Raw genomic sequence first — 24,761 nt, 5'->3', positions numbered from 1 at the left:
ACGGCAGACCATGAAACTCCAATTTACCAAAATGCATGGCGCCGGCAATGACTTCATCGTCATCGACGCCATCCATCAAGATATCGACTTCACGCCAGCCCAGTGGCAGCGCCTGGCCGACCGCCGTTTCGGCATCGGCGCCGACCAGATCCTCGTGGTGGAAAAACCGCGCCTGCCCGGCTGCGATTTCCGCTACCGCATCTATAACAACGATGGCGGCGAAGTCGAGCAATGCGGCAATGGCGCGCGCGCCTTCGTCAAGTTCGTCAGCGAAAAAGGGCTATCAAGCAAGGACAGCATCCGCGTGGAAACCATGGCCGGCGTCATCGCGCCACGCCTGGAGCCCGATGGCAGCATCACGGTCGACATGGGCGCGCCCGTGCTCGAACCCGCGCTGGTGCCGTTCGATGCAAACGGCCTGGACGGTGTAGCGCAAGGCAGCGACACCTTGTGGCCGCTGGACCTGGCGCTGCCGGGCCAAACGTCGCCCGTGCTGGTGTCCGTCGTCTCGATGGGCAATCCGCATGCCGTGCAAGTGGTCGAGGATGTCGATGCGCAAGACCTGGAAGTGACGGGCCCGCGCATCGAGCACCACCCGCGCTTTCCCCGCAGGGTCAACGTCGGCTACATGCAGATCGTCGACCGCCAGCACGTGAAACTGCGCGTCTTTGAACGGGGTGCGGGCGAAACCCTGGCGTGCGGCACGGGCGCCTGCGCCGCCGCCGTGGCCGGCATCCTGCGCGGCTTGCTCGATTCCCCCGTGCGCATCAGCGCGCGTGGCGGCGAACTATCGATCGCCTGGCAAGGCGACGGCCATCCCGTTTTGATGACGGGCCCGGCCGTGACCGTGTTCGAGGGCACGATCGAGCTGTAAACGGGTGAAAGTGAGCAGTCATAGTCAGGCCGCCAGGAACTGCTGTTCCTGTGCGACATCGAGTTCGGCCAGGTAGCACTTCAGGCGGTACAGGCGCTGCCGGTAATTGCCTTCCGGCCCCGCCACACCGCAATCGACGCGCTCGAACAGGCGCACCACCTGATCGAGCAGCTGGCGCTCCTGCGCCGTGCGGATCAGTACCAGGCGCCGCTTGCCGCGCCCATGTGTGGCACTGATATCGATCAACAGACAATGTCCCTGGTCAGCCGCGTGGATATCGAGCAGCAGCGCCTCGGCACGCGACAGATGGAAGCAGCGCGCCAGTTCCAGCCGCGCCGCCAGCAAGGGGTGGCTCTGGCCCAATTGCCGCAAGTGCCCATCGGCCTGCATGGCGGCGCACTGGCCCCAGTCGCCGGCTTCGCCCTGCGGCGCGATCTTTGCCAGCGCCGCCTCCGCTTCACTGCTGCCTTGCGCCTGCGCCTGCAGCAGCCAATACGCGGCCCGCACATCATTGTTGACGCCATCGCGGCGATTGCGCCAGGCATGCATGCCGCACTCGAGCTGGGCCGGGCCATGCCCCAGGTCGGCGGCACGCTCCAGGCAGGAATGGGCTTCGACCACATTGCGCTGGGAAAATTCCGGTTTCGTGTAGATGCGCGACAGCACGAACCAGGCTTCGGCCAGCCCCTGCTCGCCAGCCTGCGTCAGCCAGCGCACGGCACGCTTGAAATTGGCCGCGCCATTGCGCGTGGCCAGCCGCTGGCCATGCGCATCCATGCGCGCATAGCCGAGCCCCAGCTCCAGCTGCGCCGTGCGGTCGCCGCCATGCGCTGCCAGCTCGCAACACTGCCAGCCTTCGGCGTCGCCGCCAGGCGCCAATGCCTGGGCACAACGCGACAGCAACAGCACCTGCTGCGCGTCGAGGGCGATCGTGCGCGCACCGGCCGCCGCCTGGCGCTGCAGCAGCTCGCGCGCCAGCGGCAAGCCTTGCGACAGGAATCCGGCCTGGTTGCCCTGGCGCCATGCCTGCTCCAGCCAGGCGTGCAGCGGCGCGTCGCCATCGATGGCTTTCTCGCCAGCCAGGCCGGTGTCCCGCCCGGCAGCGGCAAGCGAGCCATCTTGCATGGATAACAACCATTGTGCATCGGGCAAGCCGGCGTGCACGGCGGCATCCAGGGCCACGCGCGCCTTGGCGCGCAGGGATTCACAGTGACTGGCGGCATTGCCCAGCACCAGCTGCGCCAGCACCAGGCCCGCCTGCACCAGGCCTGCATCGAACGCCTGCGCGTAATAGGGAATCAGCGCCTTGGCTGCCGGTTGCGCCACTTCGAACGGCACGTGCGTGCCAATCAGCAAGCACGCTTCCTCGCTATCCTCCTGGGCCGCCCGCGCCAGCCAGTGCAAGGCCGTGGGCAGGCTTTGCGGCACACCCTGTCCAAACAGATACACCCGTCCCAACGCCAGCTGGCAGGCAACATCGCCCGCACGTGCGCCCTTGATCAATCCTAATGTTTCGCGATTTGCCATCGATTCTCGATATTGAGTCAATGATTCTAATAATAGTGAGCCGTCTCCAGGCCCATCAACGCAGGCCTTCCCTTAGTGTACCGTCCTTGTGTCATAAATCCGCCAAAGCCGCCTCAAGAACTTGATTCAACGCAACAATGTCCTGGCACGGACATGCCAATATGGCAAGGCGCCGCCAGCGTGGCGGTGGGAGAACGCTGTCCATCGGCGCAGGATCGGCAGAAACCGCGCGTTACAAAAATACAACAGGGGCATGCAGTTATTCCGCTTTTCACCAATCTTTTCACGCACATTTGACCAATCCCGCACGTCTTGCGCGCCGACGAATTAAGGTTCATTCATCGAAACGCGACAGTTAGCGCATTTCAATCTGCTCGGATCTCGGACGGAACTCACTTTTAATAGGGAATAAGACATGAAAAAATCACTCGTTGCCCTCGCACTCTTCGGCGCCTTTGCCGCAACCGCACAAGCGCAGTCGTCCGTCCAAATCTACGGCACGATCGATGCAGGCCTGGGCAAAGCGACTGGTTCGACCACCGCCGTCACCAAGCGCGACAACAACAAGCTGGGTTTCAAGGGCACGGAAGATCTGGGCAATGGCTTGAAAGCCATTTTCCAACTGGAAATTCGCTATGAATCCGACACTGGCACCGTAGAAAACACGTCGGGCGCCAATTCGCGTCCGCTGTTCCAGGGTCAAAGCCGCGTCGGCCTGCAAGGCAACTTCGGTACCGTGCGTCTGGGCCGTGGCCTGACCGCCTTCCAGGAAACGAGTACCGGTTTCGAACCATGGTCGGGCATGCCTACGCCAGCCGGTTTCCAGACCGACCTGACCGTTGCCGGCTACACCAGCGATCCGCTGAGCGCGCCAGGCAACTCGCGTAACCGCTTCTCGAATGCCGTGTTTTACAACTCGCCAGTCATCAGCGGCTTCCAGTTCAACGCCACCGTGGCCGCCAAAGAAGCGAACAACAACACCGCCGTTGCAGCCACCGTGCGCAACCTGACGACGAATGCCACCGGCAACTTCGCCCTGCCAGCCAATGTGGTGCCAGCATCGAACCCGTACTCGGTGTCGGCAACGTACAACAACGCCCAGTTCGCCGCCATGGCTGCCTACGAGCGTAACGGCCTGCAAGCCAAGCTGTGGTCGGTCGGTGCATCGTTCAATCCGATCGCGGAATTGAAACTGATGGCAACGTACCAACATCAGGATGACGGCAACTTCAAGATCGTCAACACCGACACCAAATCGTGGGTGCTGGGCGCCAACTATGACGTCGGCCCAGGCAAGATCCGCGCTGGCTACGGTCAAAAAACGCCGGATGGCGTCGCCAAGACCAAGCAAGCATCGCTGGGCTACGACTACAATCTGTCGAAGCGTACCTACCTGTACGCAGATATTTCGAACAAGAAATCGGCCAGCGTCGCCAACTACAACAACACCACCTCGGTCAACTACATCGGCCTGGGCGTACACCACAATTTCTAATGGCCCGCCTGTCACCCTCCGCGGGTGACAGCTGACCAGGAAATACAAAGCGGCATGGGCAACCATGCCGCTTTTTTCATGGGCGCGCGGAAAATGCACGGGCGCCATGCCCTTTGCGCCTATGCCGGCGCACTCTCGGTTAGAATGAAGTGTTCAACTTTCACTGACAGATATTCTCAATGACCGCCACACTCGATTCCAGCACCGTCGCCCAGTACCTGAGCGAGCACCCGAATTTCTTCGAAGAGCATACCGCTCTGCTCGGCGAGGTCAAACTGAGCAGCCCGCTGACGGGACGCACCATCTCGCTGCAGGAGCGGCAGATGGAAGTGATGCGCGACAAGTACAAGGCGCTCGAACTGCGCATGTCCAAGCTGAGCCGCGTGGCCGAGGAAAATGGCGACATCGCCAGCAAGTTCCACGGCTGGAACCAGGCCATGCTGCAAGTGCGCAACGATGCGGACATGCCGCGCGTGCTGGTCGACGCCTTGCAAAGCAATTTCGACGTGCCCTACGTCAGCCTGCGCCTGTGGCAAGTGCTGCCGGAACACGCCAACGGCTGGTTCACGGAAGATGTCACGGCCGATGTGCGCATGTTCGCCAACAGCCTGCAAACGCCGTACTGCGGCAGCAACCGCGATTTCGAAGCCGTGCACTGGCTGCAGGCCGATAAGATCGAATCGACCGTCATGATCGCCCTGCGCGCGCCCGGCACGACGGGCACCTTCGGCTTGCTGGTGCTCGGCTCGCCCGACAGCGAACGCTTTACCTCCAGCATGGGCACGGACTTCCTCGTGCATATCGGCGCCACGGCCAGCGCCGCCCTGGCCGCGCTGCGCGCCGGCACGCCTGCCTGAGAACGCCATGAACGAGGCGCGCGGCAAGGCCGAGTGGCTCGACGCCTACCTGGCGCAGCTGGCCACGCAGCGCAAGCTGTCGCCGCATACGCTTGACGCCTACGGGCGCGACCTGCGCGCCTTGCTGGAACTGAGCGGCAACACGCCCTGGACGGCTCTTGCGCACAACGAAGTGCGCCGCTACACGGCCAAGCTGCACGCTGGTGGCCTCGACCCGCGTTCCATCGCCCGCAAGCTGTCGTCGTGGCGCGGCTTCTTCAACTGGCTCAGCGGCGAGACCAAGCTCGACGCCAATCCTGTCGACGGCATCCGCGCCCCCAAGCGGGCCAAAACGTTGCCGAAAGCCCTGTCGGTGGATGACGCCGTGCGCCTCGTGGCGCCCGCGCAACACCAGCAAGGCGCCGCCGAACCGGAACAACTATGCAACCGCGCCATGTTCGAACTGCTGTATTCGAGCGGCTTGCGCGTGTCCGAACTGACCAGCCTGGACACCCATTACTGCAAGGCCGACGGCGGCCAGCCCGCCTCGCTGGGCTGGCTCGACATGGCCAGCTTCGAAGTCATCGTCACGGGCAAGGGCAGCAAGATGCGCAAGGTGCCCGTCGGCAAGGCGGCCCTCGTGGCCTTGACAGCCTGGCTGGGCGTGCGCCCGCCGGCGGCCGATGGCAGCGCTGCCTTGTTTTTAAGCACGCGCGGCACGCGTATCTCGCCGCGCGTACTGCAGCTGCGCCTGAAGGCGCATGCGCTGGCGACGGACATTCCCGCGAATGTGCACCCGCACGTGCTGCGCCACTCGTTTGCCTCGCACGTGCTGCAATCGTCGGGCGACTTGCGCGCCGTGCAGGAAATGCTGGGCCATTCCAGCATCACCTCGACCCAGGTTTACACGGCCCTCGATTTCCAGCACCTGGCGCACGTGTATGACCAGGCGCACCCGCGCGCCAAGCTCAAGTAGGCAGCCGCTCCTGCTGGACGGCCTGATCCATATCAAGCGGATGGGCGCGCATTTGCAAGCTTTTGCAAAATTCCGGCATAATCGTCCGCATTCTTCCGCTTGCGCGGCGGCACCACCGATTACAAGGCATCTCTCATGGCACTGATTCCAACCACCATCCTCACCGGTTTCCTGGGCGCCGGCAAAACCACCTTGCTCAACCGCATACTGCAGGAAGACCATGGCATGCGCATCGCCGTGATCGAGAACGAGTTTGGCCAGGAAAACATCGATAACGAGATCCTGGTGCAGGATAGCAACGAACACATCATCGAGATGAACAACGGCTGCATCTGCTGCACCGTGCGAGGCGACCTGATCGTGGGCCTGACGGAACTGGCGCGCAAGCGCGACGCCGGCTTGCTGGCATTCGACCGCGTCGTCATCGAAACGACGGGCCTGGCCAATCCCGGCCCCGTGGCGCAAACCTTCTTTGTCGACGAAGAAGTGGGCAGCCACTACATGCTCGACGCCATTATCACGGTAGTCGATGCCCGCCATGCCATGAAGCAACTGGACGAATACGAGGAAGCCCAGCGGCAAGTGGGCTTTGCCGACAAGCTGCTGCTGTCGAAAACCGACCTCGTCAGTGAAGAGGACGTGGCCGCCCTGACGCGCCGCCTGAAGCGCATCAACCCGCGCGCGCCCATCGCCAAGGTCGATTTCGGCCGCGCGCCGCTGGCCGAAGTACTCGACATCCGCGGTTTCAACCTGAATGAAAAGCTGGAACTGGACCCGGATTTCCTGGCGACGGAAACGGCGCACGTGCATGATCACGACAAGACACACGACCATGCACACGGACATGAACACGAGCATGGTCATAAGCACGAGCACAGCGACGCCTGCGCCACCGATTGCGGCCATGCCGACCACCACCATGCGCAGCACAGCGACGATATCGCCGCCTTTGTTTTCAAGAGCACGCAACCGTTCGACAGCGCCAAGCTCGACGAGTTCCTCGGCGGCCTGGTGCAAGTGTATGGCCCGCGCATGCTGCGCTACAAGGGTGTGCTGCTGATGCAGGGCGCCGAGCGCAAGGTGGTCTTCCAGGGCGTGCACCAGCTGATGGGCAGCGACCTGGGCGCTAAATGGGGCGAAAACGAAGTGCGTGGCAGCAAAATGGTATTTATTGGCAAGAATCTACCAAAAGACATTTTTATTCGCGGACTCGAACAATGTTTGGTATAAACTAGCCGGGTTTTGCAAAGTATCCGTTGCAAAGCAGAAACAAAAGGGAAAGTTAAGCACACTTTCCCGCTGTCCGACACCCATCTTGCTGGCATAAACCAACAAGTAGCCGTTTCTGATCGGCTAGTCAACAAATCGGGATGGCAATATAAAGCAAAGCGTGCCAAAATCAGCGACGAAAACGGCCCATGTCGTTCGCCTGTCATGAAATGCTGGCAAACTGCCGCTGGCCGCATGCCAGGCATGCAACCGATCCACCCAACACGCCTGTTGACGCGCGCATAGCGCGACTGGCATAGAGCGGTAAAAAGTTATCAACATGGCACCTTAGCCGGCCGGTAGTCCTGGCTTTCGCCGGCAAGCCAAGGTCGCACGCAGTACAGCGGGACAGCAATGCCAAGCGGAACCTGTACAGTTGCTCGGTATCGCCGCATCAACTGATCAATTTGAAAACTCTGTCGTATCGAAGGTAAGCGAAGTTATGACCAAAACTAATAAATCGACCCCGGCCGCCAACCAAGACATCCCTCTCATCAGCGAAGACCAAATTCGCGCCATGAGCGAAGATGACTACATGAATCCGGCACAACTGGCATTCTTCAAGGCGCGCCTGCAGCAGCTCGAAAAAGATCTGCTGAAAAACGCCGGCGAAACCACGGAACACTTGCGTGAAACCGTGCTCGTACCGGATCCTGCCGACCGTGCCACCATCGAGGAAGAGCATGCGCTGGAACTGCGCACGCGCGACCGCGAGCGCAAATTGCTGAAGAAAGTGCAGCAATCGATCGCCAGCATCGACGCCGGCGACTATGGCTGGTGCGAAGAAACGGGCGAGCCTATCGGCATCCCGCGCCTGATCGCCCGTCCAACCGCCACCCTGTCGCTGGAAGCCCAGCAACGGCGCGAACTGAAGCAAAAGCTGTACGGCGACTGATCGCCCCTCCCTTGCGCGGTCGCCCCGGCGGCCACGCGATGGCGAATAAAAAAGCACGCAAGCTTCGGTTGCGTGCTTTTTTTTCGTCCCGCGCCGACTACACTGAAGCAGGCACTGCCGCTTGCAATTGCCTTTTCCATCCCCACTTTTGAGGCATGGGCGCGCAATCGCATGGCCTTGCACGCATCGGCACGAATTTTTTGAGGTCACTATGGAACAATTTCACGGCACCACCATCCTCTGCGTCCGGCGCGGCAAGCAGGTCGCCCTGGGCGGCGACGGCCAGGTAACGCTCGGCAACATCGTCATGAAGGGCACGGCCCGCAAAGTGCGTAAGTTGTATCAGGGCAAGGTCCTGGTCGGCTTTGCCGGCGGCACCGCCGACGCCTTCACCCTGCTCGACCGTTTTGAGGGCAAGCTGGAAAAACACCAGGGCAACCTGCTGCGCGCCTCCGTCGAACTGGCCAAGGACTGGCGCACCGACCGCGTGCTGCGCCGCCTGGAAGCGATGCTGCTGGTGGCCGACAGCGAGTCGACCCTGGTCATCACGGGCAATGGCGACGTGCTGGAACCGGAAGACGGCATCGGCGCCATCGGCTCGGGCGGCACCTACGCCCAGTCCGCCGCCAAGGCGCTGCAGGAAAACACGGACTTGTCGCCGGCCGAAGTGGTCAAGAAATCGCTGACCATCGCCGCGGAACTCTGCATTTATACCAATATGTCGCACATCATCGAGACCTTGGACTAAGTCCAGGCGCACCCGAGCACAGAATAGAAAGCCAACCATGATCATGAACATGACCCCGGCGGAAATCGTCACCGAACTCGACAAGCACGTGGTGGGCCAGGCCAAGGCCAAGCGCGCCGTCGCCATCGCCCTGCGCAACCGCTGGCGCCGCCAGCAGGTGGCCGAGCCCCTGCGCCATGAAATCACGCCCAAGAACATCCTCATGATCGGCCCCACGGGCGTCGGCAAGACGGAAATCGCGCGCCGCCTGGCCAAGCTGGCCGAGGCGCCGTTCATCAAGATCGAGGCGACCAAATTTACCGAAGTCGGTTATGTGGGGCGCGACGTCGACACCATCATCCGCGACCTGATCGACATCGGCATCAAGCAGACGCGCGCGCTGGAAATGAAGAAAGTGCGCGCACGCGCCGAAGACGCGGCCGAAGACCGCGTGATCGACATCCTCGTGCCGCCGGCGCGCGACTTCGGCTTCACGCCGAATACGGCGGCGGCCGTGGACAGCGGCAGCGGCGACAGCACGCGCCAGACCTTCCGCAAGCGCTTGCGCCAGGGCGAGCTCGATGACAAGGAAATCGAGATCGAGCTGGCCGAGGCAGGTCCGCAGATGGAAATCATGGCGCCGCCGGGCATGGAAGAAATGACGGAGCAGATCAAGTCCATGTTTTCGGGCGTGGGCGGGCAGCGCAAGAAGGCGCGCAAGGTCAAGATCCGCGAAGCCTTGAAACTGCTGCTCGAGGAAGAAGCGGCCAAGCTGCTCAACGAAGATGAACTGAAACAGAAGGCGATCCAGAACGTCGAGCAGAACGGCATCGTCTTTTTGGACGAGATCGACAAGATCGCCTCGCGTTCGGAATCGGGCGGCGCCGACGTCTCGCGCGCCGGCGTGCAGCGCGACCTGCTGCCGCTGGTCGAGGGCACGACCGTCAACACCAAGTACGGCATGATCCGCACGGACCACATCCTGTTCATCGCCTCGGGCGCCTTCCACCTGTCGAAGCCGTCGGACCTGATCCCGGAACTGCAGGGACGCTTCCCCATCCGCGTGGAACTGGAATCGCTGTCGATTGCGGACTTCGAGCGCATTTTGACGAGTACCGACGCCTGCCTGACGATGCAGTACGAAGCCTTGCTGGCGACGGAAAACCTCACATTGCAATTCGCGCCGGAAGGCATCACGCGCCTGGCGGAAATCGCCTATGCGGTGAACGAGCGCACGGAAAACATCGGCGCGCGCCGGCTGCACACGGTGATGGAAAAACTGCTGGAAGAAGTGTCGTTTACGGCCAGCGAAAACAGCAGCAGCACGGAAAACCTGCTGGTGATCGATGCCGCGTATGTCAACGAACGCCTGGAAGCGCTGTCGGTCAACGAGGACCTGTCGCGCTACGTGCTGTAGGAAAGAAGGGGGAAACCGATGGCAAACAAGGCATTGGCGACGCGGCAGAAAATGCAGTTCCGCGTCGAACCCTCGCAAAAACCGCGCAACCCGGTCGCCACTGCCGCCCTGCAGCGCGCCGCCGGGGCACACGTGAAAACCGTGTCAGGCCAGCGCCAGCAGGAAAAACGCCTGCTGGCGAAATTGCTGCAGAAGGTTGACGTCAAAGACTGATCTGGAAATATCCATGGCAAGGCGCATGGACGAAGACAGTATGAGCAATACGGCGAGGCCGTGCAACGCCGCCATGGGCATGTCAGGCCGCCCGCGGACACCCCGTTCAGGGGCGTCCGCCATCAGGCCACTCTCTGCCGCAGCATCATCCCCTTAGAAACGGTAGGACGCGCCCAGCGAAAACATGTCGACCTTGGTCGTTTGCTTGCTGTTGTACTTGACGGGCACGCGGTCCCAATCGAGGTGCAGCGACCAATTCTTGTTCAGCGCATACGCCGCGCCGATGCCGTAGGTCAAGCCGATCTTGCTCTTCTTGTCCGAACCGCCGCCCAGATAATCGACCTTGCCCTGCGTGTATGCCGCGCCGGCGCGGCCACTCAATGTAAACGCGTCAAACTGGTAACCGAGCACGCCCTGCATGCCGAGGCCCGTGAACTTGCCGCGGCCAGCGCGCTTGCCCGCGTCCGTGTCGAAGCCGGACTTGACCTCGCCGCCCATGTACCCCACCAGCTCAATCGAAGGCAGGGCCACGCCGCCCTGAAACGGCAGCGCGTCGAAACTGTAACCCAGGTAGGCCTTGCCATTGCGCTTGCTGCTTTTGTCGCAATCGCTTTGTCCGGCGATGCAATCGAGGCCGCTACTGGCGCGAAAGCCATAGCTGGCGCCCGCATAGAACGGACCCGGTGCCGGTTCAGCTGCGACGGCATGCAGGGGGGCGATGGTGGCCAGCGCCAGCAGCGCTGCGGGGAAACGGAAAGATGGGAACATGGATAACCTCTACAAGTGGATGGATTGCCTGGTTGTAGCGCGCTGCGCGAGCCACAAGCGGGAGTGTCATCGCTTTTGCCGAAAAGTACTATCACCTTGTGCAAAGTGCCGTTAACGGCTACATTCGGTACCGTCATCCGCTACCAAACTTGCATAAAGGAACTATCGTGAGTTCACCTGAACTGGTTTTGCGCGTACTGCGCACCCAACTGCGCGCCGCCGGCATCACGTACAAGGTACTGGCCGAACGCATCGGCATGAGCGAATCGAGCGTCAAGCGCATGTTTGGCCAGCACGACATGTCGCTGTCGCGCCTGGCCCTGATCTGCAAGGCTTCGGGCATCGCCATGGAGGACGTGCTGCGCGGCGCGGCCGACATCACGCCGCATGCCGACACGCTCACGCTGGTGCAGGAAAAGTCGCTGGTGGCGCATCCGCGCTTGCTGCTGGTGGCGATCTGCTGCCTCGGCCACTGGAGCCTGGAGCAGGTGGTGGAAACGTATGCGCTGACGCAGGCCGAATGCATCGGCTGCCTGGCCGAGCTGGACCGGCTGGGCTTGATCGAACTCAAGCCGCTGAACCGCTACAGCCTGCGCGTCTCGAACGCCTTCCACTGGCTGGCCGACGGCCCGGTGCAGCAGTACTTCCGCGAACACGTGGTGGCCGATTATTTCAGCGGGCATTTTGACGGTGCCGGCGAAACCCTGATGTGCATTCCGGCGCGCCTGTCGCTGTCGAGTGCGCAGGAGCTGGTGCAAAAGATCCGCCAGCTGGCCGAGGAACTGGCGCGCCTGCACCAGAACGACCGGCGCCTGGCGCCTGCCGAGCGCGACGGTTTTACCCTGCTGCTGGGTTTTCGCTCATGGGAATTTGCCGCCTTCACGGCCCTGCGCCGCAGCACGGCGTCCGCCTCGTCCACCGCGCCAGGCGCCGTTTACCAGACCGGTCCCAGGAACAGATAGAAGGTGCTCTCGCCGCCCTTCGATGCGCCCGAGGCCACATACACGGGACCGAAGCGCGTATCGACGGAAATGAAGGCGCTGCTGGCCTGCGTGAACTTGCTGGCTTTCCAGCGCTCGCTCTGATCGAAGCCGCCGCCCATTTCCAGCGAAAAGCCGGCCCGCACGGCACCGCCCAGGGTGCTGGGCAGGGAACCGATGCGGCGCGCCATCACGAAGCGCGCGAAGGCGATACTGCGTCCTCTCACCGAGTCAAATTCCGTGCCGGACAAGCGCAGGAAACCACCGAGATTGAGCGGCGCTTCGTCACGCTGTGAGCGCGCCCATTCGCCATACACGTGACCGGCCCAGTTGCCGCGGCCAAAGGCCTTCAACCCCGTGATGGACGATTGGCCCAGGGCCGCCTCGCCCGCCCCCGTGGTCGTATCGCGCGCCCAGGTGGCCTCAAGCAGGACGCCGCGCGTGGGAAAGCCCGGCGAATCGAGCGTATCGGCGCGGAATCGCACGAACTGCGTGGTGCCCAGCGCGCGCGACTCCGGCTGCGTAGGGTCGGCCGGAATCGCCAGCTTGCCCTTGACTTCCGTACGAGCGACGCCGAACTGCAGATCGCCCCAGGTACCGAACTGGCGTCCCAGCACCAGTGCAGCTGTCTGGCCGTTATAGGCCAGGCGGGCGCTGCGCCGGCCATTGTCGAACAAATCTATCGCCGACGAAGTGTATTGCAACTGCGGCGCGATATACCACGGGTTGCCGGCCCCCAGCGGCTGCCAGAACTGCACGCCATAGCCGCGCGCATTGCCGATCTGCGCCGTGCTGCGCAACTCGCCGCCCCAGCTGTTCAAGTTTGAGCGCGCATGCAGCAGCTTCAGGGCGAAATTATTGCTGTCCCTGAAATCGCTGGCCAGTTCCAGGCCCACGCGCAGGCGGTTGCTGGCCCACGGCGCTTCGACCGCCTTGATGGTGACGGCGCGCTGGTCGCCGGAATCGACCACGTCCGTCTCCACGCGCGCCACGTCGCCCCGGCCATACAGCCTGGCCGCCGCCTTGAGCACATCTTCCTGGGTGACGGCCTGCCCTTCCACCAGCCCCGATTGCGCCTGCAGGATGCGCGGATTGATATCGCCTTCGCTCTCCACGGCCAGGCGCGTGAGCGGCAGGGCCACGTCCAGCAAGGCCGGCGCGGCCAGGCGCAGTTGCTCGCGCGCCGCATACTGTTCCGGCGGCAGGGCCAGCGGCGCCAGGCGGGCGGCCAAGGCCTGCGCCGCCTGCTCGCCGGCGCGCATGGCGCGCGCATAGTTTTCAAAGTCGAGGAAGCTGACGCCCGTCAAATCGGGCGCCACCAGGATATCCTGCGCCTGCAATTCCTTGAGCGAACGCTGCACATTCTGCTCCGTGAGGATCTGCAGCATCTGCTGCGCCACGCCGATGGCGCTGCCCAGGTCTTTTTCCGGCGCCAGCGGCGTGCCCACGTTGACGGCAATGATAATGTCGGCGCCCATGGCGCGCGCCATGTCGACGGGCAGGTTGCGCACCAGGCCCCCATCGACCACCAGCCGGTTGTTCACGCGCACGGGCGCAAACACGCCCGGCACGGCCAGCGAGGCGCGCATCGACAGGAACAGGGGCGTGTCGACCAGTTCCACCAGCTCGCCATTGACCAGGTCCGACGCAACAGAGCGGAAAGGCAGCGGCAACTGGCTGGCGGGGCGGTCGCGCATGCCGGCCGGCAACAGCCGGTTCAAGGCCATCTCCAGTGCCGCATTGCTGGCCGCGGCCGGCGGCGTGGAAATGCCGTTGCGGCTCACGCCAAATTCGATGCGCGACGGCAGCAGCAAATCTTCCTCGCGGCGGCGGAACGCCAGTTCGTCGCGCGGCGGCCGGTCGGCCACCACGCGCGCCCAGTTGGTCTCGCGCGCCATCTTTTCCAGATCCGCCACGGAAGCGCCGGCCGCATACGCGCCGCCCACCACGCCGCCCATGCTGGTGCCAACCACCATGTCGATCGGCACATGCAGCTCCTGCAGCACTTTCAATACGCCGATATGCGCCAGGCCGCGCGCGCCGCCGCCCGACAGCACCAGGGCGATGCGCGGGCGCGCCGCTACGGTCGCGGGCACGGCCAGGGTGGCAGCGGAGGTAGAGGTAGTGGCGGCGGGGACGTCGGCTGCGGCAGCCGCCGGCAAGGCGCATAGCGCCGCCACGCAGCCCGCCAGGACGGCACGGATCGAGAACATGAAGACTCCTGTAGCGATGGCGGCATGGCGCCATCGGCAAAATACGATAAGAACAGCGTTAATTCGGCGGCGGCACGCTGCTCACTTGCGGCGCCGGCATCATGGTCGCCGGCCGCTGCTGCTCCATCGGCAGCGGCGGCGGCACCAGGTTCGAGACCGGCGCAGGGGCCGCGGCCGGCGTTGGGGTGGCGGACACTTGCGCCGGCAAGGCCAGCGCCTTGTCATCGGCCACCAGGTCGATGCGCTTGCTCACGCCGCCATCGCGCAGCAGCACGTGGCGCGCATGCACTTCCAGCACCGTCACGCCGGGCACCACCTCGGCGCCTTCCGGCAGGGCCACGGAAGGCTTGCCATCGGTCGAGATGATGGCCACGCTGCCGCGGCCATTGCCGGCGGCGACCACGCCCTTGAGCTGGTAATTGCTGGCCGTGGCCACGCTGACCTGGCCGCCAAACAGCGAAGCGCCCGCCTCCACGCTGGCATCCTGCACCACCGGCACGGCGGGCGGGTTGATGGGACGTTGCGGCGCCTTGAACAGCTGCATGGCCCAATAGGCCAGCGACACGGACAGCGCCACGACGGCGAGCAAACTTGTAACTTGAGGCAAACGCTTCATGGCTTCCTTGGATTCTTATCTTACGAGCTGATTGATTTCGATAATCGGCATCAGCACGGCCAGCACGATCAGCAGCACCACCACGCCCATCGCCAGGATCAGTGCCGGCTCCAGCAGGCCGGCAATCGTCAGGGTGCGGCGTTCCAGGTCCTGTTCCTGCGCGCTGGCGGCGCGTTCCAGCATGGCCGGCAGCTCGCCCGTGATTTCACCGGCGCGTATCATGTGGATCAGCATCGGCGGAAAATGCTTTTGCGCCGACAGCGCGCGCGCCAGGCTCACGCCCTCGCGCACGGCGCCGCTGGCTTCCTGCACCAGTTCCTGCATCGCCACGTTGGTGAGCGTGTCGCGGCTGGTGTCGAGCGCGCGCAGGATCGGCACGCCGGAACCCGTGGTGATGGCCAGGGTGCTGGCAAAGCGCGCCGTGTTCAGGCTGCGCTCGAATTTGCCGTACAGGGGCGCCGTCAGCAGCCAGGTATGCCAGCGCCGTTTCAGGGCCGGCTGCTGCAGCGCGCGGCGCCAGGCAAACCAGGCGCCAGCCAGGATCACGGCCACGACGAGGCCATAGTTGCGCACGAAGTCCGACAGCGCCAACATGATCACGGTGAGCATGGGCAGCTTTTGCTTGGTATTGGCGAATACGGAAACGATCTGCGGCACCACATAGGTGAGCAGGAAGATCACGATGGAAAACGCCACCACCGTGACGATGGCCGGATACGTAAAGGCCAGCTTGACCTTCTGTACCAGCGCGTTGCGCCGCTCGATGTAGTCGGCCAGGCGCGACAGCACGCGCGACAGATGGCCGATCTGCTCGCCCGACGCCACCAGCGCCCGGTAAATCTCCGCGAAATCGCGCGGATGGCGCGCCAGCACGTCGGAAAACGCGGCGCCGCCGATCACTTCGGAGCGGATCGAGGCGATCAGGTCGCGCAAATACGGCCGCTCGGCCTGTTCCAGCAGGGCGGAAAACGCCTGCTCCAGCGGCAGGCCCGCTTCCAGCAAACTGGCCAGCTGGCGCGTAAACAGGGCCAGCTCGGTGCTGGACAGGCGCTCGCCGAAGCCGCGCCGTTTGGTGACGCCGGCGGCATCGACCTGCGCGGCGATCGGCTCGACGGCCAGCGGCACCAGGCCTTGCACGCGCAGCTCGGCGCGCGCGGAACGGGGACTGTCGGCATTGAGCACGCCCTTGCGGGTGGCGCCCTGGGCGTCGACGGCTTCATAGCGGAATGCGGGCATGGTCGCGGGCCTAGTCTTTGGTCACGCGCAGCAACTCGGCCTGCGTGGTGGTGCCGTCGCGCAGCCAGCGTTCACCGTCGTCGCGCATGCTCGTCATGCCATCCTGCAGGGCCACCGTGCGCACTTCCGCTTCCGATGCGCGGTTGTGGATCTGCGCGCGGATCTGCTCCGTCGTGCGCAGCAGCTCATACACGCCCACGCGGCCCTGGTAGCCCGTCTGGCCGCAATGCTCGCAGCCGACGGCCTGCCAGTATTGCCCGTCGAAGGTCTTGCAGGGGCCGCACAGTTTGCGCACCAGGCGCTGCGCCAGCACGCCAAGTAACGACGACGACAGCAGGAACGGTTCGATGCCCATGTCGAGCAAACGCGTGACGGCGGCCGAAGCGTCGTTCGTGTGCAGGGTCGCCAGCACCAGGTGGCCCGTCAGCGACGCTTGCACGGCGATCTGCGCCGTTTCCAGGTCGCGGATCTCGCCGATCATGATCACGTCCGGGTCCTGCCGCAGGATCGCCCGCAGCGCCTTGGCAAAGGTCATGTCGATGCGCGGATTGACTTGCGTCTGGCCCACGCCGGCCAGGTCGTACTCGATCGGGTCTTCCACCGTCAGGATGTTCGTCGTGGTGGCGTTGAGCATCGACAGCGCCGCGTACAAGGTCGTCGTCTTGCCCGAGCCGGTGGGGCCCGTGACCAGCACGATGCCGTGCGGCTGCGTGATCAGGCCATCGAACTGCCCCAGCATGGGCGCGCTCATGCCCAGGTGCTGCAGGTCGAGGCGGCCCGCTTCCTTGTCCAGCAAACGCAGCACGGCCCGTTCGCCATGCCCGGTAGGCAGGGTCGAGACGCGCACGTCGACGGGTTTTCCGCCCACGCGCAGGGTGATGCGGCCATCCTGCGGCAAGCGCTTTTCCGCGATGTCGAGCTGCGCCATGATCTTGATGCGCGAGATCAGCGAACCGTGAATGGCCTTGCGGGGGCGCACCACGTCGCGCAGGCTGCCGTCGATGCGGAAGCGCACGACGGAGGTCTGCTCGAACGGTTCGATGTGGATGTCGGACGCGCCTTCGCGCAGCGCCTGCGTCAGCAGCGCGTTGATCATGCGGATGACGGGCGCGTCGTCGGACGATTCGAGCAAATCCTCGATGGCCGGCACGTCCTGCAGCAGCTTGGTCAAATCCAGGTCGGCGTCGAATTCATCGGCCATCTGCGACGCATCGCCGCCGCCGCCCGCGTAGGCGCCGGCAATGGCCGCATCGAGTTCGGCGCGCGGCAGCACCGTCAACTGGATCTGGCCGAAACGGCGCGATACTTCGGCAATCGCCGCCGGCGCCGTCGATGCGGCCACCAGCACGTCGACGGGTGCGCCGTCGACGGCACCGGGCCGGGCCAGCAAGCCGAAATCGCGCGCGTAGGCGTAGGGAAGCAGATTACTCATGGCTGTCCCATCACTTCTGCGGCTGCGGCAGCTGTTGCGGCTGCTGCTGGTATTGCTGCAGCAGCGACTGCGGCGGTGTGGCCGCGTTGGCCGGCGCGCCTGGCGGCGGCGTCGGCGCTGGCGGCACGGGACGCGTCACCATGTTGCCGCCCACCGGCTGGCCATCCTGCAAGGCCGGCAGCACAGGCGTGCCCAGGTCTTTCAGCATCAAATTGCCTGAAGCCGGCACGGCGGCCGTCTCGGCCGAACGCATGTAGTCGTAGCGGTCGGCCGCCAGGCTGCCGCTCTGCTCCTTGTTGCGCACGATGACAGGGCGCAGGAAGATCATCAGATTGGTTTTCTTGCGCTCGCGCGTCTGGTACTTGAACAGGTTGCCGATCAGGGGAATGTCGCCCAGGCCGCGCACTTTTTCCGCATTGTCGCCCGTGCTGTCCTCGATCAGGCCGCCGAGCACGATGATCTGGCCATCGTCGGCCAGCACATTGTTTTCGATCACGCGGTTGTTGATGGTGATGCCGCTGACGGCCGTCGACGTGGATTTGTCCACGCTCGACGTTTCGTGATAGATGCCCAGCTTGATGGTGCCGCCTTCGGAAATCTGCGGACGCACCTTCAGGGTCAGGCCCACTTCCTTGCGGTCGATGGTCTGGAACGGATTCGTGTTGGTGCCGGCCGTGCTCGTGTACTGGCCCGTCAGGATAGGCACGTTCTGGCCCACCTTGATGGTGGCCAGCTCGTTGTCCAGGGTGATCAGGTTCGGCGTCGACAGAATATTCGCGTTGCCGTCCGATTCCAGCGCATGCGCAACGGCGCCCAGGCCCAGCGCGCCGTTGATCTGCTTGAAGATGCCCAGCGTCAGGCCGCCCGTCGGCAGCACCTTGCCGCCGCCCAGCGCCAGCTTGGCGATATTGTTGTCGGTGCCGCCGGCGAACGACTGCAGCGCGCCCACGCGGTAGCTGCTGTTGCTGTCGCCGGAAAGCCCCAGCCACTGCACGCCGAATTCGGAGGCCTTGGCCGACGTCACTTCGACGATCAGCGCCTCGATGTAGACCTGGGCGCGGCGCACGTCGAGCTGGTCGATCACGGCGCGCAGGTTGCGGTAGACAGCCTCGTTGCAGGTCAGGATCAGGGTGTTGGTGGAAGCGTCGGCCTGGATGAAGCCGGCCGCGCCGCCCGACGACAGCTGCTGCGGTCCGTTGCTCAGCGAAGCGCCGCCCGAGGTGCCGCTTTGCGTATTGCCGCCCAGGCCAGTGCTGTTCATGCCGCTGCCCTGGTTATTCTGGTTATTCGTATTCAGGCTGTTGCTGGTCGGCTGCTGCGCCGAGGCGGCCGTGCCGTCCGACGTCACGACCGAGCGCAGGGTTTGCGCCAGCTTGGTGGCGTCCGCATTTTTGAGGTACACCACGTGCACATTGCCCAGCTGCGTGGTGGGCTGGTCCAGCTTCGAGATCAGCGACTTGGCCAGGTTGGCGCGCGCCGCCGACGGTGCGCGCAGCACCAGCGAATTGGTGCGCGGATCGGCCAGCACGGAGACCTTGCCCGCATCGGCCCCTGCAGCGCCGCCCGCATTCCCGCCTTCCATCAGTTTGTTCACCATCGAGGCCAGGTCGGACGCGATGGCATAGCGCACGGGGATCACGTCCAGGTCCGTCGAGGCGGGCACGTCGAGCGCGGCGATGATCTTCGCCAGGCGCTTGAGGTTATCCGCGTAATCGGTGATCACCAGCGAGTTGTTGCCCGGGTTGGCGTTGATCGTGTTGTTCGGCGAAATCAAAGGGCGCAGCACGGCCAGCAGGTTGGCCGACGATTCATAGTTCAGGTAAAACACCTGGGTGGCGATCTGGTCGCCCTTCACCTGGCTGGCGCCGTTGCCCACCTGGGTCGGCACGGATTGCAGCTTGGCGTCCGCTTCCGGCACCACTTTCGCATAGCCGTCGCCGGAGACCACCGCATAGCCTTGCAGGCGCAAGGCCGATGCCAGCAGGGCGAAGGCCTGCGTCTTGCTGATGGATTTTTCCGACACCAGCGTGATCGTGCCCTTGACGCGCGGGTCGATGACGAAATTGATGTTGGTGTAATGGCCCACCGCCTTGATCACGGACTCGATGTCGGCGCCGACAAAATTGAGCGCCGCTTCGTCGCCGGGCGCGGCCCAGACGGGCGCCGGCATGCCGGCCACGGAACAGCACAGCAAGGCGGCGGCCGACAGGCGGCGCAGCGAGAAGGTGGATTTATTTGGGCTCACGGATGGTTTTTTCATTGTCTGAACTCTAAGGCGATGATGTTTTTTTCGCTATTGCTACGGCGCTGTCCCAGCAAATTCAACAAACTCGCCAAGGTCTCTTCATATCCTGCTGCGGCCTGGGCCTGGCCGGAAAACTGCATGCGCCCCTGTTGCAGGCTGCCGCTGCCGTCGAGCAGCAGCGGTCCCCTGATGGAGCGCAAGGTCAATGCCGCCTGCTGCCCCTGCCAATCGAAATCAAGCTCATAACTGCCCAGCGGACGCAAGGACGACAGGCGCGACGCCATGTCCGTCATTTGCAAGGTCGTGCGGCCGACGGCGGAAAACTGCTGTTTTTCCAGTGCCAGCTGCAGGGTGCTCCACGACAGGCGCATGCTCCCCGTCGGCGCCACGGTATTCAAAGGTGCCCCCAGGCCGCCCAGGCCATCGGCCGGCAGCAGCAGGGCCGCCGGGCTGACCTGCCAGTGCGACCATGAGCCGCGCAGATTCACCGCCTGCGACAGCGCCTGCGCATTCTGCAATTCCACATCCACCGATCCCCACAGCACGGATGGCGAAATGCGCCAGCTGAAGCGCCCCGGCAGCAGCGGCGTCACGGCGCCATTCGCGCTGGCCGCCCCGCCGATAAAGGCCGAGCCGCGCCACAGGGTACCTTGCGCATCGCCCAAGGTCAAACGTCCGCCCGTCTGCTTTTCCACGATACTGGCCACCCAGCCGGCCGGAAAAAATACCAGCAGGGTGACGCAGACGCTGACGATGATGGCCAGCAGCCAGGCAAGCAAGCGCATCATCGCGCCGCGCCCGGGCTCTGGTGCAGGGTCAGGCTGGCATCGACCAGTCCCGCCTTGCCCTGCGCCGTGATCTTCGCTTCCTGCACCGCCACGCGGCCTTCGCGGCGCAAGCCGTCCAGCCACAGCATGACGCTGGCAAATGGCACGCCATTCAGCTGCACGCGCGCGTACTCTCCCGTCAGCGACAGCGATTGCGGCGCCAGGCCGCGCGCTTTCAGCGAGGCGTCAATGCTGTCACGGCTCATGGGTGCCACCTGCACGGGCGCCTGGCGCGCCAGGTCGCCCGCTTCGCGCGCCAGCGCCTGCAGCTGGGCCGCGTTCTGGCGCAGCTCGGGCAAGCTCTTCTGCAAGGCGATGCGGCCCGTCCAGGCCGGCTCGAAGAATACGGCGTAGACGAGGGCCAGCCCCGCCACCACGCCGCCGATGCTCAAGAGCTTGCGCTCCTGCTGCGTGCGCTCGGCCCAGAAGGCCTGCACGGCCTGCTGCTGCCCCGCCCACGCGGCGCGCGCCTTGTTGACTGCTGCACTCATGCTTTTGCTCCCGTGGCCGGCGTGATCTTCCACACGCCCGGCGCCGTTTCATTCAAGGCCAGCTTGCGCGCGGCCAGGCCGTCGCGCACCTGCGCCTGGGCGCTGGCGTCGACCATGTCCGGCTTCAGCCTGACGATCAGGCTGCGCTCGCGGTATTCCAGCGACGCCACCACGCCGCGTCCGGCCAGGCCGCCCAGCGCTTCGCCCAGCGCCGCGCTCATGCTGGTGAAGTCATCCATGCTCGCTTGCCCGCCCTGCAGGCGGGCAGCAGCGATATTGCGCCGCATCTGCTCCGCTTCCAGGCCATACACGGGCGCTTCGTTCGGATACGCGGCCTTGAAGGTTTGCTGCATCGAGGTGCGCACGGTGGCGGCCTCGCGCTTCAGCCGCATCCATTCGATATTCATGCCGGCCAGGTTGACGATCACGGCCAGCAGCGCCAGGCGCAGCGGCCAGCGCCAGCGGCGCCATTCGGTGGCCGATCCCGTCGCCGTGCCCAGGGCGGCGGCCAGGTCCAGTCCCGCATTTTTGGCGCCGGCGATCCAGTGCGCCCAATGGTCAAGCTCCACCGTCACGCCATCCATGCCGGCAGCGAGCTGCTGATACTGCGCCAGCTCGGCCTGCGCCACATAGACCGTCAGGGGCACGTCGCCGGCAAACGCGCGCGTCGTCAGCAGCGCCTGCTGCGGCTGGGCTGGCAAGACCAGGCCCAGGCCCTCTTGCGGCGCCTGGCGCAAGGCCAGTTCCAGGCCGTCGCCGCTTGCCTGCAGGGCGGCCGTCACGCTGCCCGGCTGCAAGGGCAGGCACAGCTGCGACGGCAGCAGCGCCACCTTGCGCGCGCCCTGCGCCAGCAAGGCCTTCACCAGTACCTCGGCCCAGGCGCGCTGCGCCACGGCCACCGTGCGCATGCCGGCAGCATCGGGCATGCCGGCGGCCAGCAGGCAATCCTGGGGGTCGCCAAGGATGTGTTCTTCCACCAGGCCGGGCAAGGCCGCGCGCAAACGGGCGCCGGCCAGCGGCGGCGTTTTCAGGCGCAGCAGGGTCACGTCGGCCGCGGCCAGCAGCAGCACCACCTGCTTCGCGCCGGCAATCAGCTGGCCCAGGCTGCCCAGCGGCGCGCTGCCTTGCTGCAGCAGGGCGCCGCCGTCGCCGGCCAGCACGAAGGAGCAGGCAGGCGCGCTGTCGGTGGACGCCTTGGCCGGGTGACGGATATACAATATTGTCAAAGTGACTCGCTTTCAGCTGTTAATTTTCCCGCAACCAGACCAGGCTGGTTGTGCGCTGCGGATCCGTTTTTCGATTGATGAGCGCCACGGCATCCAGGGCGGCACGGTCCAGCCGCACGCGGATGACGGTGAGGAAATAGCGGCTCTTCACATCGAGTTCCACGCCTTCAATCAGTTCAGCATTAATATTATTCTGGAAATTTGCTTTATCGACAAACTTTTTGCGCGGATTGCTCAAGGTCAGGGCGCTGGCCTCGGACAGCGACATCATCGTCACGGCCGCCAACACCTCGGCCGGCGCCGTATTCACGTTGACTCCCGTGATTTCCGGCAAGATGATGACGACATCGCGCAGCTGCTCGACCATCTGCGGCGTATAGCCGGGCACGGCCAGCAAATCCTCGACCTGCGTGAAGGCCACCGGCTCGCTGCTGCCGCCCGTGGCAGGCGTGGCAACGGGCGTCTTGCCATCGGCGCCGCTGTCGGCAGTGCGTGGTTTCGGCCGCGCGCGCAGCACGGCGTCGGCCGTCGCTTGCGCCAGGCCGCTGTCGAGCTTCATGTTGGCCAACAGGCGCTGGTAGGCCAGCACCTGTTTCGGATTGATGCTGCCCGTGGCGTCGACCAGGTTGGTGATATTGAAGCGCGCCTGCGCGTCGAGCGCGCGGCCCGAGACGGTGGCGTCGAATTTTTCCGTGTCGACCTTTTCGCGGTCCACATAATCGTCGAGCCGCGCTTCCTCGATGGGCGTGGCCCACACGCCGTCGGCGGCCGTCAGCATGGGATTGTCCTGGCGCAGCCAGAAGCGGGCAAAGTCGACCATGCCACGCATGGCCCACTGCGTCTGCAGGCGCAAACGCTGGTTTTCCATCGAACGCACCTGCACCTGCTGCTGCCAGAACAGGCTGGCAACGACGGTAATCGCCAGTGCCGTCAGCAGCAAGGCCGTGATGACGGCTACGCCGCGCTGGCGCGAGGGGCGCGTAAACGGCTTCATCCCGGCCCCAGTAAAAAGACTTTGGACAGGCCCGCGTCCTGGCCCGGCATCTGCAAGGTCACTTCCAGGCCCGGCACCTGCTTGGAGATGGTGGCGCCCGCCGTCAGCACGTTCCAGGCGCCATTGCTCCAGCCGCGCATGACCATGCTGTCGACACCCTGCATCAGGGCTACGTCGGCGCTGGAGGTATCCGTATCGTCGCGCGCGGCCTGCCACAAGGTGTCGAGTACGGCCAGGTCGCGCGTGCCGTTCGACTCGCGCCGCGTCAGCACGCCGCCGCGCAGGCGGTAAGTGACCACTTGCAACTGTTGCGGTTCCTGTTCCGACGCGGCCAGGCGCACCAGAGTCAGGCGGTCATTTTCCGCCGACAGGTTGATGCGGCCATTGAGCAAACTCGTGCTCAAGCCGGCGCCGGCCAGGTGGTCGCAATCGCTCTGCATCTGGGCAAACGCCAGCTGCATGCCGCGCGCCTGCTCCAGCTGGCTGGTCAGCACTTCGCGCGAACGCATGATGCTGTCCAGGCCGCGCCAGCCCAGCACGGCGACCATGGCCAGGATGCCGATCGCCACGAGCAGCTCGATCAGGGTGAAACCGCCAGCAGGAACAGTGCGGCGCGCCATCAGTCGTTAAAGGAAAGTAACACCAGGCGCACGATGCGCCGGGCCGGATATTGCGCGTCATACACGTTGACGCGCACTTGCCGGATACGGGGATTCGGCGTGGCCACCACTTCTTCTTCACAGATCAGTTTCAAGTCGCCCTGCGGGCAGTCGACCGTGCGCTTGCCCGTCTGCGGAAAGGTTTTTGCCAGGCGCAAGCGCACCAAATGGTTTTCCGCCGACCAGGTGGCCATCATGGCGCTGCGCAAGCCATCGCTGTTCTGCGTCAGGCTGCCGACGGCGCGCAGCGAGGCGCCCAGGGCCGTGCCGACGATGACGAGGGCGACCAGGACTTCCAGCAAAGTGAAGCCGCGCTGGCGGCCATGACGTGGGAGTCGCATCATTGCTCGACCGTGAAGTGGCCGATGCCGTCGGCGCGGATGGCCACGCTGCGTTCACCGCTGGCCAGGGTCAGCACGAAAGGCTTGTCGACCGGTTCGCGGCCGAAGATGATGCGCAAAGGCTGGGCCACGCTGTTCGACGGCTGCACGCTGAGCAGCATGGGCGTGTTGGCAAACGCCCGCTCGCGCAGCAAATCGTCCTGCGTCACGGGTTGCCACAGCTTTTCATTGAGGACCAGGAAACGGTATTGATTTTCGTCAGCCTCGAACGCCACCTGCCGGCTGCGCACGATGGCTTCATCGCGCGCCAGTTGCAGCAGCAGCGCGATGCGCTCGGCTTCCTTCTGCAGCGCTTGCTGGCCATTCGGCATGGCGTTCAGCGACACCAGGCCCAGGGTGACGCCAATGATGACCATCACCACCAGCAGCTCGATCAGCGTGAAGCCGCAGGCGCGGGGCCGGGGCAGTGCACGGCCGGTGGTCATGGCAGGCATGCAATGGAAA

The 24,761-nt window shown here is 64.5% G+C and carries 24 protein-coding genes; 10 read left to right on the top strand and 14 right to left on the bottom strand.

The window, feature by feature from the left end; translation table 11 throughout:
* The first annotated feature begins 10 nt into the window (after positions 1 to 10).
* Positions 11 to 874 (top strand): diaminopimelate epimerase, encoded by an 864-nt coding sequence (dapF, locus tag U0004_RS02665; RefSeq protein WP_070258572.1) that lies wholly within the window; start codon positions 11 to 13, stop codon positions 872 to 874.
* A 24-nt stretch (positions 875 to 898) separates the two neighbouring features.
* Here dapF and U0004_RS02660 read toward each other — a convergent pair whose 3' ends face one another.
* On the bottom strand, positions 899 to 2,401 hold the full coding sequence (locus U0004_RS02660) for a tetratricopeptide repeat protein (protein WP_070258569.1): 1,503 nt from the start codon (positions 2,399 to 2,401) through the stop codon (positions 899 to 901).
* A gap of 415 nt (positions 2,402 to 2,816) precedes the next feature.
* Between U0004_RS02660 and U0004_RS02655 the strand changes: the two genes are divergently transcribed.
* The 8 genes from U0004_RS02655 (at position 2,817) to U0004_RS02620 (ending at position 10,229) form a co-directional block, all read left to right on the top strand.
* Entirely contained in the window at positions 2,817 to 3,896 is a 1,080-nt protein-coding gene (locus tag U0004_RS02655; protein WP_070258567.1) for a porin, read from the top strand.
* A 179-nt stretch (positions 3,897 to 4,075) separates the two neighbouring features.
* Positions 4,076 to 4,753 carry a DUF484 family protein gene (locus U0004_RS02650; protein ID WP_070258565.1) on the top strand — a complete coding sequence of 226 codons (678 nt, stop codon included), beginning with the start codon at positions 4,076 to 4,078 and terminating at the stop codon, positions 4,751 to 4,753.
* A gap of 7 nt (positions 4,754 to 4,760) precedes the next feature.
* Positions 4,761 to 5,708 carry a tyrosine recombinase XerC gene (locus U0004_RS02645; RefSeq protein ID WP_034783547.1) on the top strand — a complete coding sequence of 316 codons (948 nt, stop codon included), beginning with the start codon at positions 4,761 to 4,763 and terminating at the stop codon, positions 5,706 to 5,708.
* A gap of 135 nt (positions 5,709 to 5,843) precedes the next feature.
* The gene (locus U0004_RS02640) at positions 5,844 to 6,938 is read left to right on the top strand and encodes a CobW family GTP-binding protein (RefSeq protein WP_070258563.1); all 1,095 of its coding nucleotides are present in this window, start codon (positions 5,844 to 5,846) and stop codon (positions 6,936 to 6,938) included.
* A 481-nt stretch (positions 6,939 to 7,419) separates the two neighbouring features.
* Positions 7,420 to 7,872 (top strand): RNA polymerase-binding protein DksA, encoded by a 453-nt coding sequence (dksA, locus tag U0004_RS02635; RefSeq protein WP_034753066.1) that lies wholly within the window; start codon positions 7,420 to 7,422, stop codon positions 7,870 to 7,872.
* 211 nt (positions 7,873 to 8,083) lie between these two features.
* Positions 8,084 to 8,620 carry an ATP-dependent protease subunit HslV gene (hslV, locus tag U0004_RS02630; protein WP_010394217.1) on the top strand — a complete coding sequence of 179 codons (537 nt, stop codon included), beginning with the start codon at positions 8,084 to 8,086 and terminating at the stop codon, positions 8,618 to 8,620.
* A gap of 43 nt (positions 8,621 to 8,663) precedes the next feature.
* The gene (hslU, locus tag U0004_RS02625; protein WP_034783878.1) at positions 8,664 to 10,016 is read left to right on the top strand and encodes an ATP-dependent protease ATPase subunit HslU; all 1,353 of its coding nucleotides are present in this window, start codon (positions 8,664 to 8,666) and stop codon (positions 10,014 to 10,016) included.
* Between the two features lie 18 nt (positions 10,017 to 10,034).
* A complete protein-coding gene (locus U0004_RS02620) occupies positions 10,035 to 10,229 on the top strand; it encodes a hypothetical protein (RefSeq protein ID WP_070258561.1) in 195 nt (64 codons plus the stop codon).
* Positions 10,230 to 10,382: 153 nt separating this feature from the next.
* Here U0004_RS02620 and U0004_RS02615 read toward each other — a convergent pair whose 3' ends face one another.
* Complete coding sequence (locus U0004_RS02615; protein WP_034783555.1) at positions 10,383 to 10,997, bottom strand: outer membrane protein; 615 nt, start codon at positions 10,995 to 10,997, stop codon at positions 10,383 to 10,385.
* A gap of 167 nt (positions 10,998 to 11,164) precedes the next feature.
* Between U0004_RS02615 and U0004_RS02610 the strand changes: the two genes are divergently transcribed.
* Entirely contained in the window at positions 11,165 to 11,959 is a 795-nt protein-coding gene (locus tag U0004_RS02610; RefSeq protein WP_225317153.1) for a helix-turn-helix domain-containing protein, read from the top strand.
* Here U0004_RS02610 and U0004_RS02605 read toward each other — a convergent pair.
* Genes U0004_RS02605 through U0004_RS02550 form a run of 12 tightly spaced genes read right to left on the bottom strand, consistent with a single transcriptional unit; the run spans position 11,932 to position 24,751 of the window.
* Positions 11,932 to 14,190, bottom strand: a complete 2,259-nt coding sequence (locus tag U0004_RS02605) for a patatin-like phospholipase family protein (RefSeq protein WP_115057394.1) — start codon at positions 14,188 to 14,190, stop codon at positions 11,932 to 11,934. The two genes, U0004_RS02610 and U0004_RS02605, sit on opposite strands and share 28 nt — an antisense overlap.
* 58 nt (positions 14,191 to 14,248) lie before the next feature.
* Positions 14,249 to 14,806 carry a type II secretion system protein N gene (locus U0004_RS02600; RefSeq protein ID WP_070258557.1) on the bottom strand — a complete coding sequence of 186 codons (558 nt, stop codon included), beginning with the start codon at positions 14,804 to 14,806 and terminating at the stop codon, positions 14,249 to 14,251.
* A gap of 15 nt (positions 14,807 to 14,821) precedes the next feature.
* A complete protein-coding gene (gspF, locus tag U0004_RS02595) occupies positions 14,822 to 16,042 on the bottom strand; it encodes a type II secretion system inner membrane protein GspF (protein WP_034783560.1) in 1,221 nt (406 codons plus the stop codon).
* Between the two features lie 10 nt (positions 16,043 to 16,052).
* Positions 16,053 to 17,474 carry a type II secretion system ATPase GspE gene (gene gspE / locus U0004_RS02590; RefSeq protein ID WP_070258555.1) on the bottom strand — a complete coding sequence of 474 codons (1,422 nt, stop codon included), beginning with the start codon at positions 17,472 to 17,474 and terminating at the stop codon, positions 16,053 to 16,055.
* Positions 17,475 to 17,484: 10 nt separating this feature from the next.
* A complete protein-coding gene (gene gspD, locus U0004_RS02585) occupies positions 17,485 to 19,734 on the bottom strand; it encodes a type II secretion system secretin GspD (RefSeq protein ID WP_070258553.1) in 2,250 nt (749 codons plus the stop codon).
* Positions 19,731 to 20,507 (bottom strand): type II secretion system protein N, encoded by a 777-nt coding sequence (locus tag U0004_RS02580; RefSeq protein WP_034783563.1) that lies wholly within the window; start codon positions 20,505 to 20,507, stop codon positions 19,731 to 19,733. Before U0004_RS02580 ends, gspD begins: the two co-directional genes overlap by 4 nt.
* Positions 20,504 to 21,037, bottom strand: a complete 534-nt coding sequence (gene gspM / locus U0004_RS02575; RefSeq protein ID WP_034783565.1) for a type II secretion system protein GspM — start codon at positions 21,035 to 21,037, stop codon at positions 20,504 to 20,506. The genes U0004_RS02580 and gspM overlap by 4 nt, the downstream gene beginning before the upstream one ends.
* Positions 21,034 to 22,263: a type II secretion system protein GspL gene (gene gspL, locus U0004_RS02570; RefSeq protein ID WP_070258551.1), complete on the bottom strand. Its 1,230-nt coding sequence runs from the start codon at positions 22,261 to 22,263 to the stop codon at positions 21,034 to 21,036. Before gspL ends, gspM begins: the two co-directional genes overlap by 4 nt.
* A gap of 19 nt (positions 22,264 to 22,282) precedes the next feature.
* Complete coding sequence (gene gspK, locus U0004_RS02565; protein WP_070258549.1) at positions 22,283 to 23,257, bottom strand: type II secretion system minor pseudopilin GspK; 975 nt, start codon at positions 23,255 to 23,257, stop codon at positions 22,283 to 22,285.
* Entirely contained in the window at positions 23,254 to 23,877 is a 624-nt protein-coding gene (locus U0004_RS02560; RefSeq protein WP_034783569.1) for a PulJ/GspJ family protein, read from the bottom strand. Before U0004_RS02560 ends, gspK begins: the two co-directional genes overlap by 4 nt.
* On the bottom strand, positions 23,877 to 24,260 hold the full coding sequence (gspI, locus tag U0004_RS02555; RefSeq protein ID WP_034783570.1) for a type II secretion system minor pseudopilin GspI: 384 nt from the start codon (positions 24,258 to 24,260) through the stop codon (positions 23,877 to 23,879). The genes U0004_RS02560 and gspI overlap by 1 nt, the downstream gene beginning before the upstream one ends.
* Entirely contained in the window at positions 24,257 to 24,751 is a 495-nt protein-coding gene (locus U0004_RS02550) for a GspH/FimT family pseudopilin (protein WP_052140218.1), read from the bottom strand. The genes gspI and U0004_RS02550 overlap by 4 nt, the downstream gene beginning before the upstream one ends.
* Positions 24,752 to 24,761 lie beyond the last annotated feature (10 nt).

The organism is Janthinobacterium lividum (genome assembly GCF_034424625.1).
Taxonomy (GTDB): Bacteria; Pseudomonadota; Gammaproteobacteria; order Burkholderiales; family Burkholderiaceae_D; genus Janthinobacterium; species Janthinobacterium lividum.
This window is presented reverse-complemented; position numbering and strand designations above follow the sequence as displayed.

Bases quoted from the DNA above. Each gene is read 5' to 3' on its own strand.
- dapF (WP_070258572.1), top strand. From the start codon at position 11: ATGAAACTCCAATTTACCAAAATGCATGGCGCCGGCAATGACTTCATC.
- U0004_RS02660 (WP_070258569.1), bottom strand. From the start codon at position 2,401: ATGGCAAATCGCGAAACATTAGGATTGATCAAGGGCGCACGTGCGGGC.
- U0004_RS02655 (WP_070258567.1), top strand. From the start codon at position 2,817: ATGAAAAAATCACTCGTTGCCCTCGCACTCTTCGGCGCCTTTGCCGCA.
- U0004_RS02650 (WP_070258565.1), top strand. From the start codon at position 4,076: ATGACCGCCACACTCGATTCCAGCACCGTCGCCCAGTACCTGAGCGAG.
- U0004_RS02645 (WP_034783547.1), top strand. From the start codon at position 4,761: ATGAACGAGGCGCGCGGCAAGGCCGAGTGGCTCGACGCCTACCTGGCG.
- U0004_RS02640 (WP_070258563.1), top strand. From the start codon at position 5,844: ATGGCACTGATTCCAACCACCATCCTCACCGGTTTCCTGGGCGCCGGC.
- dksA (WP_034753066.1), top strand. From the start codon at position 7,420: ATGACCAAAACTAATAAATCGACCCCGGCCGCCAACCAAGACATCCCT.
- hslV (WP_010394217.1), top strand. From the start codon at position 8,084: ATGGAACAATTTCACGGCACCACCATCCTCTGCGTCCGGCGCGGCAAG.
- hslU (WP_034783878.1), top strand. From the start codon at position 8,664: ATGAACATGACCCCGGCGGAAATCGTCACCGAACTCGACAAGCACGTG.
- U0004_RS02620 (WP_070258561.1), top strand. From the start codon at position 10,035: ATGGCAAACAAGGCATTGGCGACGCGGCAGAAAATGCAGTTCCGCGTC.
- U0004_RS02615 (WP_034783555.1), bottom strand. From the start codon at position 10,997: ATGTTCCCATCTTTCCGTTTCCCCGCAGCGCTGCTGGCGCTGGCCACC.
- U0004_RS02605 (WP_115057394.1), bottom strand. From the start codon at position 14,190: ATGTTCTCGATCCGTGCCGTCCTGGCGGGCTGCGTGGCGGCGCTATGC.
- U0004_RS02600 (WP_070258557.1), bottom strand. From the start codon at position 14,806: ATGAAGCGTTTGCCTCAAGTTACAAGTTTGCTCGCCGTCGTGGCGCTG.
- gspF (WP_034783560.1), bottom strand. From the start codon at position 16,042: ATGCCCGCATTCCGCTATGAAGCCGTCGACGCCCAGGGCGCCACCCGC.
- gspE (WP_070258555.1), bottom strand. From the start codon at position 17,474: ATGAGTAATCTGCTTCCCTACGCCTACGCGCGCGATTTCGGCTTGCTG.
- gspD (WP_070258553.1), bottom strand. From the start codon at position 19,734: ATGAAAAAACCATCCGTGAGCCCAAATAAATCCACCTTCTCGCTGCGC.
- U0004_RS02580 (WP_034783563.1), bottom strand. From the start codon at position 20,507: ATGATGCGCTTGCTTGCCTGGCTGCTGGCCATCATCGTCAGCGTCTGC.
- gspM (WP_034783565.1), bottom strand. From the start codon at position 21,037: ATGAGTGCAGCAGTCAACAAGGCGCGCGCCGCGTGGGCGGGGCAGCAG.
- gspK (WP_070258549.1), bottom strand. From the start codon at position 23,257: ATGAAGCCGTTTACGCGCCCCTCGCGCCAGCGCGGCGTAGCCGTCATC.
- U0004_RS02560 (WP_034783569.1), bottom strand. From the start codon at position 23,877: ATGGCGCGCCGCACTGTTCCTGCTGGCGGTTTCACCCTGATCGAGCTG.
- gspI (WP_034783570.1), bottom strand. From the start codon at position 24,260: ATGATGCGACTCCCACGTCATGGCCGCCAGCGCGGCTTCACTTTGCTG.
- U0004_RS02550 (WP_052140218.1), bottom strand. From the start codon at position 24,751: ATGCCTGCCATGACCACCGGCCGTGCACTGCCCCGGCCCCGCGCCTGC.